The sequence below is a fragment of the Stackebrandtia albiflava genome, assembly GCF_007994225.1.
GTDB classification, from domain to species: Bacteria; Actinomycetota; Actinomycetes; order Mycobacteriales; family Micromonosporaceae; genus Stackebrandtia; species Stackebrandtia albiflava.
The window spans coordinates 963,727-976,927 of record NZ_VLLL01000006.1 but is presented as its reverse complement, the minus strand read 5'-3'; the positions used below and the strand labels follow the sequence as shown (position 1 = coordinate 976,927).

At 67.5% G+C, this 13,201-nt stretch carries 12 protein-coding genes; 3 read left to right on the top strand and 9 right to left on the bottom strand.

Annotated elements, in window-relative coordinates:
• Positions 1-72 precede the first annotated feature (72 nt).
• The 4 genes from rpsG to LX16_RS15300 form a co-directional block, all read right to left on the bottom strand.
• Positions 73-543, bottom strand: a complete 471-nt coding sequence (rpsG, locus tag LX16_RS15315) for a 30S ribosomal protein S7 (RefSeq protein ID WP_147139409.1) — start codon at positions 541-543, stop codon at positions 73-75.
• Positions 543-917: a 30S ribosomal protein S12 gene (gene rpsL, locus LX16_RS15310; RefSeq protein WP_147139407.1), complete on the bottom strand. Its 375-nt coding sequence runs from the start codon at positions 915-917 to the stop codon at positions 543-545. Before rpsL ends, rpsG begins: the two co-directional genes overlap by 1 nt.
• A 497-nt stretch (positions 918-1,414) precedes the next feature.
• Positions 1,415-2,248 carry a hypothetical protein gene (locus LX16_RS15305; protein ID WP_147139405.1) on the bottom strand — a complete coding sequence of 278 codons (834 nt, stop codon included), beginning with the start codon at positions 2,246-2,248 and terminating at the stop codon, positions 1,415-1,417.
• 3 nt (positions 2,249-2,251) lie between these two features.
• Positions 2,252-2,590 carry a hypothetical protein gene (locus LX16_RS15300; protein ID WP_147139402.1) on the bottom strand — a complete coding sequence of 113 codons (339 nt, stop codon included), beginning with the start codon at positions 2,588-2,590 and terminating at the stop codon, positions 2,252-2,254.
• A 112-nt stretch (positions 2,591-2,702) separates the two neighbouring features.
• On the opposite strand from LX16_RS15300, the gene LX16_RS15295 reads away from it, so the two are divergent.
• Positions 2,703-3,662 carry an SDR family NAD(P)-dependent oxidoreductase gene (locus LX16_RS15295; protein ID WP_147139400.1) on the top strand — a complete coding sequence of 320 codons (960 nt, stop codon included), beginning with the start codon at positions 2,703-2,705 and terminating at the stop codon, positions 3,660-3,662.
• A gap of 2 nt (positions 3,663-3,664) precedes the next feature.
• Entirely contained in the window at positions 3,665-4,138 is a 474-nt protein-coding gene (locus LX16_RS15290) for an SRPBCC family protein (protein ID WP_147139398.1), read from the top strand.
• 87 nt (positions 4,139-4,225) lie between these two features.
• Here LX16_RS15290 and LX16_RS15285 read toward each other — a convergent pair whose 3' ends face one another.
• Both LX16_RS15285 and LX16_RS15280 read right to left on the bottom strand, forming a co-directional pair.
• Entirely contained in the window at positions 4,226-5,488 is a 1,263-nt protein-coding gene (locus LX16_RS15285; protein WP_147139396.1) for a type II toxin-antitoxin system HipA family toxin, read from the bottom strand.
• Positions 5,489-5,529: 41 nt separating this feature from the next.
• A complete protein-coding gene (locus LX16_RS15280) occupies positions 5,530-7,203 on the bottom strand; it encodes a DUF262 domain-containing protein (RefSeq protein WP_147139394.1) in 1,674 nt (557 codons plus the stop codon).
• Between the two features lie 314 nt (positions 7,204-7,517).
• Between LX16_RS15280 and LX16_RS15275 the strand changes: the two genes are divergently transcribed.
• Entirely contained in the window at positions 7,518-8,180 is a 663-nt protein-coding gene (locus LX16_RS15275) for a peptidoglycan-binding protein (protein WP_147139392.1), read from the top strand.
• A 115-nt stretch (positions 8,181-8,295) separates the two neighbouring features.
• On the opposite strand, the gene LX16_RS15270 is transcribed toward LX16_RS15275, so the two are convergent.
• The 3 genes from LX16_RS15270 to LX16_RS15260 all read right to left on the bottom strand — a co-directional run bounded on the left by LX16_RS15270 (position 8,296) and on the right by LX16_RS15260 (position 13,177).
• Positions 8,296-8,601: a helix-turn-helix domain-containing protein gene (locus LX16_RS15270; RefSeq protein WP_147139390.1), complete on the bottom strand. Its 306-nt coding sequence runs from the start codon at positions 8,599-8,601 to the stop codon at positions 8,296-8,298.
• Entirely contained in the window at positions 8,598-8,936 is a 339-nt protein-coding gene (locus LX16_RS15265; protein WP_280176817.1) for a type II toxin-antitoxin system RelE/ParE family toxin, read from the bottom strand. The genes LX16_RS15270 and LX16_RS15265 overlap by 4 nt, the downstream gene beginning before the upstream one ends.
• Positions 8,937-9,295: 359 nt before the next feature.
• Positions 9,296-13,177: a DNA-directed RNA polymerase subunit beta' gene (locus LX16_RS15260; RefSeq protein ID WP_147139386.1), complete on the bottom strand. Its 3,882-nt coding sequence runs from the start codon at positions 13,175-13,177 to the stop codon at positions 9,296-9,298.
• Positions 13,178-13,201 lie beyond the last annotated feature (24 nt).

The window sequence follows — 13,201 nt, the reverse complement described above, 5'->3', positions numbered from 1 at the left end:
CGGCGGTGCCTCGGAGCACCGCCGGGCCGGGTCGTGTCACGCACCACCCGGCGCCGGCCGCCACTCCTCCGCCTACCAGCGGTAGTGGGCGAACGCCTTGTTGGCCTCGGCCATCTTGTGGGTGTCCTCGCGGCGCTTGACCGCGGCACCCAGGCCGTTGCTCGCGTCCAGGATCTCGTTCATCAGCCGTTCCACCATGGTCTTCTCACGGCGGGCGCGGCTGTAGTCCACGAGCCAGCGCAGGCCGAGAGTCGTGGCCCGGGCGGGGCGCACGTCGACCGGCACCTGGTAGGTGGCGCCACCGACACGGCGGCTGCGGACCTCCAGGGTCGGCTTGACGTTGTCCAGGGCGCGCTTGAGGGTCACCACGGGATCGGTGTCGGTCTTGGCGCGGGCGCCTTCCAACGCGCTGTACACGATGCGCTCGGCGAGCTGGCGCTTTCCGCGGACCAGCACCTTGTTGATCAACTGGGTGACCAGGATGGAGTTGTAAACCGGGTCGGCGGTCAGCGGCCGACGCGGCGCGGGACCTTTACGCGGCATTACTTCTTCTCCTTCTTGGCGCCGTAACGGCTGCGGGCCTGCTTACGGTCGCGGACACCCTGGGTGTCCAGCGAGCCCCGGACGATCTTGTAACGCACACCGGGCAGGTCCTTCACACGGCCGCCACGCACGAGCACGATCGAGTGCTCCTGCAGGTTGTGGCCGACACCGGGGATGTACGCGGTGACCTCGAAGCCGCTCATCAACCGGACGCGAGCGACCTTGCGCAGCGCGGAGTTGGGCTTCTTCGGGGTGGTGGTGTACACACGCGTGCACACACCGCGACGCTGCGGACTGCCCTTGAGGGCCGGCGTCTTACTCTTGCTGACCTTGGCCTTACGGCCCTTGCGGACCAGCTGTTGGATCGTTGGCACCGGGTTACTCGCTCCTCTTCGGCCGGTCCACTGCCGGCCGATCGATGGTCATGTTCGGTCCCCCACCGGCGTGGAGAACACGGGTCTCCGCCCCCCGCGCTCGGGCGTGTCGGCTTGGGGCGGCGCGTATCGTGCCGCGCCCGTAGGCGCACACCCGTCGCGGTCGCCCGCGATTCGATTGGGGATGCGATGTGGCAGACCCTGTGATTCGCAAGAAACACCTGAGCGAAACGAAATCACTCGTGGGCAGCACACCGGCCCGGACCAGAGCCCAGGCACGAAGAAAAAGCCTACCCAGCATAGCGGTATTAGTCAACGTAGATCACGTCGGCGATCGCCACGAGTGCGCAGACTCACGTTCTCGGGGAGACCGACGCCGTACCGGCGTGACGTACCACTGCGACGGGTACACCACCGCGTAGTCTACACCGCAGGCCAGGTGGCGGAATCAGCGCCCCGAGCCGGTGACCGGCCCGATCGTCCGTCCCGGCCCGTCGTCATCTCGCGGCCAGCACGAACAGCACCAACAACACCAGCAGGACGCCGGCCCCGGCGCAGCACACGCCCGCGATCGCCATGCCCTTGCCGCGGTACTCCCCCGCGCCCCGCCGCACCTGACGCAGCGAGAGTCCGGCCAGCAGCGTGGACGCGCCGGCGCAGAACAGCGTCAACACGATCGCCGCGACGGTCACCAACGGGGTCATCGCCAGCGAGCACGCCGCACCGAACCCGACCACTATCGAGGCGATGCCGGCCGAGAGGCTGCCGATCGCCGGACCGGCCACAATGGTCCCCAGTTGCGGGAGCGCCAGGTGGTACCCGGTACCCGGCGCCGTGGCGTAACGCGCGGGATAGCCGAACGCCGAACCGAGCGGCGCCCGGGTCACCGGCGGCATCGGGATCGGCAACACCTGCGCGGGCGGACCGGTCACCGGCCGGTCGCTCGACTCCGCCGGGATGGACGTCACCGGTTCGTCCGCCGCAGCGGACTCCACCGCCTCCGGCTGACCGGTCACCGGGCTCTCGTCGTCGAGGGTCGCCGCCTCGGGCGACCCGACGGCCGACGGCGGCCCCTGCTCCGCCAACCGGGGAGCGGCGTCCTCCTCGGGCGTCACCTCGTCGTCCGGTTCCGCCGGACCGGTGGGTTCCGGCCGCTCGGCCGGGCCGGAGCCCGCGAAGGTCGCCTCCACCGTCACCGGGCCGCCGCCGTCGGTGGTGCCCGGCCACACCTCGACCACCGGCTCGTGCGGTTCCGGTTCGCGCCGGGTGGTCTCGGAGTCGTCGTGTGCCGACGGTTCGGGTTCCCCGGGACCGGTTCTCGGATCGGTCATGACTCACCCGCGTCCCGCGTCGACGGCCAACTGGAATATCCACCACACCAGCCACGCCGCCACGACGAAGCAGGCGACGGCCACGGCGATCCACGCCAGGCGACGGGCCCGGCGGGACTTCGCCGCGCCCAGTAGGAAGCCCTCGGAGTGGGCTATCTCGGCGTCGGCCTGTGTCGCGATCCGGAGCGCCAACAACGCCGGTATGACGCCACCGACGAACGGCGAGGTCACCACCGCCACGATGCCCAGCGCGTAAGCCGCCGCCGCCTTGGTCGAGGGGACCGGCTCGGGGTCGGCGGGATGCCGCGCCGCCGCGCTGGCGACCGTGTCCGACGATTCCATGCCTACATCATGCCTGGCCTACCGAGCCGACCGCCGCCAGCCACCCGTGGCGGGTCGGCGCCGGACGGGTGGTGCCGTGGTTGAGGCCGGTGCCACTGGGTAAATCCCCGACATGCCGTTGAGCCGTCCGCTGTCGGAGTCCGTCGTCGTGGTGACGGGGGCGTCCAGTGGGCTCGGTGCGGCGATCGCCGGGCGGCTGGCCGCCTCCGGTTGCCGCCTGGTGCTGGCGGCCCGGGGCACCGACACGTTGCATCAGGTCGCGGTCCGCTGCCGGGAGAGGGGCGCGGAGGTCCTGGAGGTCCCCGCAGACGTCGCCGACCAGGCGGCGGTCGCCCGGCTGGCGGTCCGGGCGGAGGAGCGGTTCGGCCGGGTGGACGGCTGGATCCACAACGCGGCGGTCGCCGAGTACGGTCCGCTGCTGGACCTGCCGATCGACGACATACGGCGCGTGATGGACGTCAACCTGTTCGGGGCGTTGCACTGCGCCCGCGAGGCGGTCCCGCGCATGCGGCGCCACGGCGGGGTGCTGGTGTTCATCGGGTCGGTGCTCGCCGAGACGACCGTCCCCTTCCAGGGGGCGTACACCATCTCCAAACACGGTCTCGCCGGTCTGGCGGGGACGCTGCGTCAGGAGGCGGGTTCCGATTCCACGGTGTCGGTGTGCCTGGCGCTGCCCTCGTCACTGGACACCCCGCTGTTCCGGCACGCGGGCAACCTCACCGGTAGGCAGCCCCGGCCGATACCGCCCGCGAATCCGCCGGACCGGGTGGCAGGCCGCGTGGTACGGCTGCTGACGTCCCCGCGAGACCGGGTGTACCTGGGCAGGGCCGGCCGCACCGTCGGATGGGGGTCACGGCTGGCGCCGGGACTGACCGAACGGGTGCTCCGGCAGGTGGGGTTGCGGCAGTTCACGCCGGGCGAACGTCCCGCGCCGACCCGGGGCAACCTGTCGAGGCCCAGCCCGGGACCGGCGCACGTCGGCGGCGGATGGCGACTGACCGGTCTGGCCGCCGGCGCGGTGTTCACCGCCGGGCTGGCCGCCCGGACCCTGTATCGACTCGTGAGGAGCTGAACATGGCCGTAGTGGAACGCGAGGTCGCCGCCTCGCCGGAACAGGTGTTCGCGGTGCTGGCGGACGGCTGGACGTACAGCGACTGGGTGGTGGGGACCAATCACATCCGTAAGGTGGACGCGAGCTGGCCGCAACCGGGCAGCAGGCTGTACGTGCAGTCGGGGATCTGGCCCGCCGACCTGAAGGGGCACTCCGAGGTGCTGGAGTGCGACCGGCCGCACCGGCTGGTGATCCGGCCCAAGCTGTGGCCGTTCGGGGAACTCACCGTGGACATCCGCATCCGGGCCGCCGCCGACGGAGTGAGCGTGGTGACCATCGCCGAGGACGTCAAGGAGGGGCCGATGCACTGGGTGCGGACCAAGCTGTCCGACCTGGTCCTGCACGCCCGCAACATCGAGTCGCTGCGGCGGCTCGCCGATCTGGCCGAACACCGCCCGCGCTCCCCGCTGGGGGCCGGGTCGCACGCCTCGACCTGAGGCCACCGACGCCGACGGCCGCGACGAGTGGTGGCTCGCCGCGGCTGCCGGTCCTCTCCCCCCGTCACGTCCTCCGCCCCCGCCACTTCAGTCGCGCCGGGCAGTCGTCAGTTGCCGGGCGTGTGCGGCGAACCAGTCGTTCAGGGCCGAGGCGTGTGAAGCGGACTCGGGTTCCAATTGCGCCACGGCACCGGGCAGCGCACGCCGGGCACGTCGTACCGTGTCCGCGACCACCTCCGCGAGCTGCCCACCCGTCGTCCCGAACCGTTCGTCGAGCCGGCGTTCAAGCCGTTCGAAGGCGCCCGGCGTCACCATGTCGAACCGCCGTGTGCCACAGAGTTTCAGGGCCAGGTCTTCGGGGCCGTCGCCGGCCTCCCGGTACAGGAAAGTCGACACGAGGTCGTATGCGGGCGCCAGTGTCGGACTGATCCGGTCGGGATAGATCAACGACCAGTTCTTGAGGTGGGCATCGCCGTTCCCGATCAACACCGAGAAGGTGAGCCGCCGCACGAACTCCCGCAACGCGGTCACGTCATGGCCTCGGTACACGAGCGCAGCGGCCGTCTCATAGTTTCCCTCGTACTTCCGGTCCGCGTATCGATCGAGCACCTGCGCGAAATCCTCGATGTGAATCGGCGTGCGGTGTCCGTCTTCCGCCCGGTCGAACCGCTTGATGGCATACGCGACGTGCTCCCCGCTCGGCCACATCCGCGAAGGCACGCCGGGAAGGTCGTCACGATGTACCAGTCGTACCTCGGGTACCTGTATCCCCACCTCGGCGGCGAAGCGCATCATGGCGTACTCGTTCTGAGGCACCGCAGGAAACGCCTGGTCGGGCAGTTTCACGATCCAGTCGCCGCGTTCCCCGTACGCCGGCACCGTCAAGCGGTCACCCCGTTGGAGCATCGACAGTTTCATCGCGACTCCCGCCAGCGAGAAGCGCCACGGCTCCGTAACGTCGTCCCCCGAGGGATGTGGCGGCGACTCGACCTCCCAGGTTCCGTCCGGTTCCACGGCGGCGGCCGGTACCACCTGTACCGCTCCCGGGAGGTCGTGACCGATCTTGGCCAGCAACTCCATCTCACGGTCGGCGGACACGTGACCCGCCTCCGCGATCCACCGTCGCAACGCACCTTCCGGCAACAGGTTCGAGAACCACGGCGGAAGGCGTAGGGCGGCACCATATGCCCCGACGGGGTGATCCTCGAAACGCAGGCCCAGAACCGGGCGGTCGGGATTCTCGCGGTACCCCTCCTGGAACGTGAACCTCACGTGGTCGCCACGCTGAGCCAGCAGCCCGACGCGATGGCCGTACAGGATCACCGCGTATTGCTTCTCGACCAAGGACATGGGGCCAAGTATCCATGCGACGACATTGCGCGACGACAGCGCTAGGTCTCGTCGAAGACGAGGCTTTCAAGCGGCGGGGTGTTCTCCCGTTCCCATTCGGCCATGCGGTCACAGAACTTCTCGAGGTTCGCCACGATGGTGTGACGCCTCGTGGTCAGGAACTCGACTCGGTTTCCCCACTGCAGATAGGCCGCCGTCTCACGGGTCATGGAATGGGAGGCGAGTACGGCATCCCAGGCGCCGACCTCCATGTAAGGCGGCATACCGAAGACGATTCCCGCCTCGTCCACCGGCTCCTCCACGCCGGGTAGAAGGACCCGTCCCGCCACATCCCCCCGAAGTTCGGCCGGCATGTCCTTCGGCCGGATGATGTCCTGAATCGCCGCCCTTGCCGTGCCGTCATCAGCCAAGGTGTCCGACAGGTCACGAGTCGAATATGTGGCTCCGGAGAACGGCGACCGCGGTTCGAGTGCCCACCAGGAGCACAACAGCACCTTGCCGTTGGCGCTGTTCGCCTTGAACCTCTCGTCCAGATTCGGACGGATCTGTGAGCCGGGCACGGCCGCCAACAGTTGGGACACCGATCGCGCTTCACCTCCCGGAATGATCGCCTGGGCGAGCTTGCGGGCGAACTGGGTGAAGCTGCCGCCGAAGGTGGCAGGGCCGGCGAGAGATGCCCGCCAGAAGAACCGCCGCAATAGTTGCCTGTTGCGTTCGACGGGACGGGGATGGTGGGCGAAGAACCTGGACAGCACCGCCAGGAGCGAGTGGTACGGCAGGAATGAGAAGTGCGGGGTGTGACAGTCGCTCTGGAGGAAGTTCACGGCGGCCCGGACCGCGGCTTCGGCACCGTCGTAGGCACCCTGTTGGTCCTCGTCCGGGAAGTCGGTACGCACCCGGCGTCCCTCGTCGAACTCTCCCCGGAAATCCCGGGTCACGTCCGGACCCCGCCGCGCCAGTAGACACATCAGTATCGTGTCGTCGTCGATCCGCCCGAAGTCGGTGGACTGTTCCAGCCGTTGTGCGATCTGGGTAAGAGGGGGATTCCTCCGAACCGGGGGCTCCTCCCCCGCGTACAACGCCGAGAAGATCTCGGCCCTGCTCAATCGTTTCCCGAAGTTGTTCATTCGGTCGAATATGTCCCTCAGCGCGGCACGGTCGTCGTGTGGAACCAGGTAGGTGGGTATCCGGTACTCCAGGATGCGCCGTGCCACCGCCCGAGCCCTCGGGAAGTACTCGCCAGGCAGGTGTCCGCGCGTGGCGAACCATGCGAGCAGCTCTTCGAGATCGAAGAGGATCGGCAGCGGGATATGTCTCTCCTCGATACGCCGAGGTGTGGAGACGAACCGTTCCTCCGCCAGGTCGTAGAAGACGTCGAACGGCTTGTGGGCATGCCCTTCTCGCTTCAATGCGTTGGCCAGGCTGACGATCCGTTGTTGGCCGTCCACCACCCACCAGGTCTGATCGCCGGCCGCCGCGTCGATGACGAGCTTGCCCAGTACCACTTTCGCGGCCGGGGACTTCCGCACCCAGAACAGTAGAGTGCCGATGGGGTAGCCCTTGACGATGCTGTCGAACAGTTGCAAGACGTCATTGGTGGTCCAGCGGAAGTCCCGCTGGAAGTGCGGAACCCGGATGCGGCCACCCCAGGCCTTGCGCACCAGGTCCTCGAGTGGAAACGTCTCGGCACTGGGTTGGGTGTGCATCGCCGCCATCCGTGCTCCGTCTCGATCAGGCGTCCCGTGTCGGCGGGCATCCGCCGTGACCATTGCATCACAGCTCGCGGCCCAGGTGACGATGGGTAGGGGTTCTTCGATTCGTCGATGCGCCGCCACACCGGGGACGGGCGGAAGATCGGCGCAAGGAATTCATAAGAGTCGATGTTGCTCAGGGTGACGTCTCGCTGCTTTACTGACCGCTCCGGGACGAGGTCGTCACGAACCGCCCACCGACCGGCGCGAGCCCGGACGCGTCTCGGACTCGGCCGGACGCCCTTCCGGCCGATGCCACTCCCCCCATTGGAGTACATGTGAATACTGCAATCCGGCGGTTGACCGCCCTGGCGAGCGCCCTGGTCATGGCCGTGGGCCTCATGCTCGCCGTTTCCCCCGTCCATGCCTCGGCGGAGGTCGAGACCACCGCGACCGCCCTCTGCTCGACGACGTTGCGGTACGGCTCGTCCGGTACCTGCGTCAAGAAGTTGCAGACCCGCCTCAACGAGCTCGGGCTCAACTGCGGCAACAAACTCACCGTCGACGGCAAGTTCGGTCCCGCCACCAGGATGCGCGTCTTCGCGTTCCAGGGCCGCAACCGTATCGCCGTCGACGGCGTCGTCGGCCCCATCACCCGCGGCAAGCTCGCCAACCCCGACAGCAACCTGAAAGTCTCCTGCGATTCGACCATCGCGGCGCAGATCCGCAGCGTGTGGCCGGCCAGCCTGGAGGACAAGGCCATCCGGGTCGCACGTTGCGAGTCCGGGCTCAACCCCATCGCCGTCGGCGTCAACACCAACGGCACGAAGGACATGGGGGTGTTCCAGTTCAACACCGGCGGCACGCTGCAGGAATGGCTGCCGGGCAGCTCGACGAAGATAAAGATCGACAACGCGTTGACCTCGACCGAGAACATCAAGGCGGCCTACCGGTTGTACAAGTCGCGCGGCTGGCAACCGTGGACCTGCCGTAACGCCTGACGGGCGGCGCGGAGATCCGCGCACGGTACGGCTCCGCAGACGACGACGGCCGGGCCGCCCCCTCTCAGGGTGGCCCGGCCGTCGCCACACCTCGGACGGCGTGGCGGCTCACCGGCTACAGGCGCACCGTGTGGTTCCCCACCGTGGCCGTGATGGTCAGTTCCCCCCCGATGGCCCGCATGTACGCGTCCAGGGTCGAGGTGTCCAGCTTGGCGTCGCCCACCTCGATCTGGCTGACCCGCCCCTGGGTCACCCCCATGGCGTCCGCCACCTGCTGTTGGGTCAGGCCCTGCAACTTGCGCAGGGTCTGGAGTTCGTAGCCCCGCTCGGCGTCGACCATCTGCTGCTTGATGACGTCGATGCGTTCACGGTCCTCAGCGGCCATGCCCGCACGGACGCCCTTCATCGTTCCGAGTTTCACGACGCCTCCTCCATCTCCATGGCTTCCAGATAAGCCGTATAACGTTCGTCGGCCTCGGGTATGGCCTTTCGATACCAGTTCGACCACTGCCCCTCCTCCGCCTTATCGCCCGCGACGAGGAAGACGGCTCGCCGCTTCGGGTCGAAAACGAAGAGCATCCGGATGCTCACCCTGGAGCCGCTGCGGGGCCGCAGTTCCCGCATGTTGCGGAAGGCGCTGCCCTCGATCGTGCCGACGGTCGGACGCCGAAGCACCGGTCCGACGTCCTCCAACCGTTCCAGCGCGGAAGTGACGAGACGATAACTCTCGCGGTCGTTCTCCTTGAGATCGTCGATATAGATCAGGACATCATCGAAGAAGCGCAGTTCGTAGTAAGAGCTCCTGGATTATTGGCGTCTGATCAGGGAGGGGCGCATCAGGTGGATGAATGGCAAGGCGGAGGGTCTTCTGCGTACCGGTGTTGTACGCAGGAGGCCCGACAACGCCGCCAGTCGCCGCCTGAGCGTTCCGAGCCAGACAGTCCAATGATTCAGGAGCTCTAACCCCCACGCCGAACACAATAGTACACCCTAATGCCCCACCCGCAGGCGGGGTGACACTCCGATCACTCATCGAAGTCGTCGAATACACGAGAAAGGCCGGGCCGCCCCCGAAGGGGCCGCCCGGCCTCGTCAGCGCGCGGGTGGCGCGTCGATCAGAACTGGCCGATGTCGAAGTCGTCCAGCGGAACCGCGGGGCCACCGGAGGAGCCGAAGCCGAACGCCGGCACCGGGTCCTCGTAGCCGCCCATCGAGTAGACGCGCGACTTGGCCTCCTCGGTCGGCTCGACCCGGACGTTGCGGTACTTGGCGATGCCGGTACCGGCCGGGATGAGCTTACCGATGATCACGTTCTCCTTCAGACCGATGAGCGAGTCCGACTTGGCGTTGATCGCCGCGTCGGTCAGCACCTTCGTGGTCTCCTGGAAGGAGGCCGCGCTCAGCCACGAGTCGGTCGCCAGCGACGCCTTGGTGATACCCATGAGCTGCGGACGGCCGGAGGCCGGTTCGCCGCCCTCGGCGACGATCCGACGGTTCTCACCCTCGAACGACACCCGGTCCACCAGCGAACCCGGCAGGAACTCGGTCGTTCCGGAGTCGATGATGGTGACCCGCTTGAGCATCTGCCGGACGATGATCTCGATGTGCTTGTCGTGGATGAGCACACCCTGCGAGCGGTAGACCTCCTGCACCTGGTCGACCAGGTGCGTCTGCACCTGGCGCGGACCGAGCACGCGCAGCAGCTCGTGCGGGTCGATGGTGCCCTCGGTCAGCTTCTCGCCGACACCGATGTGGTCGCCGTCGTGGACCCGCAGGCGGGTACGCCGCGACAGCTTGTCCAGCGTGATCTCGTCGGAGCCGTCGTCCGGCGTGATGATGATCTTGCGGGACTTGTCGGCGTCCTCGATCCGGACGGTGCCGGCCGCTTCCGCGATCGGCGCCTTGCCCTTCGGGATCCGGGCCTCGAAGATCTCCTGCACACGCGGCAGACCCTGCGTGATGTCGTCACCCGCCACACCACCGGTGTGGAAGGTCCGCATCGTCAGCTGGGTACCGGGCTCACCGATGGACTGCGCGGCGATGATGCCCACCGCCTCACCGAGGTCGACCTTCTGACCGGTCGGCATCGACCGGCCGTAGCAGGCCGCGCACACGCCCAACTGCGACTCGCAGGTGAGCACGCTGCGCACCCGGACGTCCTTGACGCCCGCCGCGACCATCTCGTCGATGAGCGGCTGGGTGAGGTCCACGCCCTCGTTGACGATGACCTTGCCCTTGGCGTCCTTGACGTCCTCGGCCAGGGTCCGCGCGAACACCGAGGTCTCGGCGTGCTCGTGAACGGTCAGTTGACCGTCCAGGTCCACCGCGATCGGCATCCGGACGGCACGTTCGGTGCCGCAGTCCTCCTCGCGGACGATGACGTCCTGCGAGACGTCCACCAGACGACGGGTCAGGTAACCCGAGTCGGCGGTACGCAGCGCCGTGTCGGCCAGACCCTTCCGGGAACCGTGCGTGGAGATGAAGTACTCCAGCACGCTCAGCCCTTCACGGTAGGACGACTTGATCGGCCGGGGGATGATCTCGCCCTTGGGGTTGGCGACCAGACCACGGATGGCGGCGATCTGCCGGAGCTGAAGCATGTTGCCTCGCGCACCGGAGTTGATCATCTGCCACAACGGGTTCTCCGGGAGCAGGTCGTCGTCCAGACTCTTGGCGATCTCGTTCGTCGCCTTCGTCCAGATCTCGATCAGCTCGCCGCGCCGCTCCTCCGAGGTCATCAGACCCCGCTGGTACTGCTTCTCGATCCGGTCGGCGTCCTTCTCGTAACGCTCCAGGATCGCCGGCTTGGCCTTCGGCCCGACGACGTCCTGGAAGCCGATCGTGATGCCCGACCAGGTCGCCCAGTGGAAACCGGCCTGCTTGAGGGCGTCCAGCGACGCACCGAGCTGCACCTTCGGGTACCGCTCGGCGAGGTCGTTGACGATCTCGGAGAGCTGGCCCTTGCGGACCTCGTAGTTGACGAACCGGTAGTCCACCGGCAGCGTCTCGTTGAACAGGACCCGGCCCAGCGTCGTGTCGAGCACGCCGCCGCCGTTCTCGTCCGCATCCTCGAACGGCTTGGGACCGTCACCCTGGTCGATCTGGGTGACACCGGCGACCCGGATCTTGACGGGTGCCTGCAGGTGCAGTTCGCCGCGGTCGTAGGCCATCTGGGCCTCCGACACCGAGGAGAAGCTGCGGCCCTCACCGGTCATGCCCTCCCGACGGTGGGTCAGGAAGTACAGGCCGATGATCATGTCCTGGGTCGGCATCGTCACCGGACGGCCGTCGGACGGCTTGAGGATGTTGTTCGCCGACAGCATCAGGATCCGCGCCTCGGCCTGCGACTCGGTGGACAGCGGCACGTGGACCGCCATCTGGTCACCGTCGAAGTCGGCGTTGAACGCGGTGCAGACCAGCGGGTGGATCTGGATCGCCTTGCCCTCGACCAACTGCGGCTCGAACGCCTGGATACCCAACCGGTGCAGCGTGGGCGCACGGTTCAGCAGGACGGGGTGCTCGGTGATGACCTCTTCCAGCACGTCCCACACGGCGGGACGGGCACGTTCGACCATCCGCTTGGCGCTCTTGATGTTCTGCGCGTGGTTGAGGTCCACGAGCCGCTTCATCACGAACGGCTTGAACAGCTCCAGCGCCATCTGCTTGGGCAGACCGCACTGGTGCAGCTTCAGCTGCGGGCCGACCACGATCACCGAACGGCCGGAGTAGTCGACACGCTTACCGAGCAGGTTCTGACGGAACCGGCCCTGCTTGCCCTTCAACATGTCCGACAGCGACTTCAGCGGCCGGTTACCGGGACCGGTCACCGGACGACCACGCCGGCCGTTGTCGAACAGTGCGTCCACCGACTCCTGGAGCATCCGCTTCTCGTTGGCGACGATGATCTCGGGCGCGCCGAGGTCGATCAGCCGCTTGAGCCGGTTGTTCCGGTTGATGACCCGGCGGTACAGGTCGTTGAGGTCGGAGGTGGCGAACCGGCCACCGTCGAGCTGCACCATCGGGCGCAGCTCCGGCGGGATCACCGGGACGCAGTCGAGCACCATCCCCATCGGCGAGGAGCCGTGGGTGGCGAACGGCGCGACGACCTTCAGGCGCTTCAGGGCGCGGATCTTCTTCTGCCCCTTGCCGTTGGCGATGATGTCGCGCAGGTTCTCCAGCTCGGCCGTCAGGTCGAGGTTGGCCAGCAGCGACTTGATCGCCTCGGCGCCCATGCCGCCGGTGAAGTACTCGCCGAACCGGTCGTGCAGCTCCCGGAACAGCATCTCGTCGCCGATGAGCTGCTTCACGTCGAGCTTGCGGAAGGTCTCGATGACCTCCTCGAGCCGGTCGATCTCACGCTGCGCCTTGTCGCGGATCTGGCGCATCTCGCGCTCGCCGCCGTCCTTGACCTTGCGGCGGACGTCGGCCTTGGCGCCCTCGGCCTCCAGCTCGGCCAGGTCGGACTCCAGCTTGGCGGCGCGCTTCTCGATCTCGGCGTCGCGGCCGTTCTCCAGCTGCCGCTTCTCGGCCGCGATCTCGTTCTCGAGCGTCCCCAGGTCGCGGTGACGCGCCTCGGTGTCGACAGAGGTGATCACGTACGCGGCGAAGTAGATGATCTTCTCCAGATCCTTCGGCGCGATGTCCAGCAGGTAGCCCAGCCGGGACGGGACACCCTTGAAGTACCAGATGTGCGTCACGGCGGCGGCCAGCTCGATGTGGCCCATCCGCTCACGGCGGACCTTCGAACGGGTCACCTCGACGCCGCAGCGCTCACAGATGATGCCCTTGAACCGGATCCGCTTGTACTTACCGCAGTAGCACTCCCAGTCCCGGGTGGGGCCGAAGATCTTCTCGCAGAAGAGGCCGTCCTTCTCGGGCTTGAGGGTGCGGTAGTTGATGGTCTCGGGCTTCTTGACCTCACCGTGCGACCACTGACGGATGTCTTCGGCCGTGGCCAGACCGATTCGCAACTCATCGAAGAAGTTGACGTCAAGCACTTAACTTTTCCCCTTGCGGTGAAC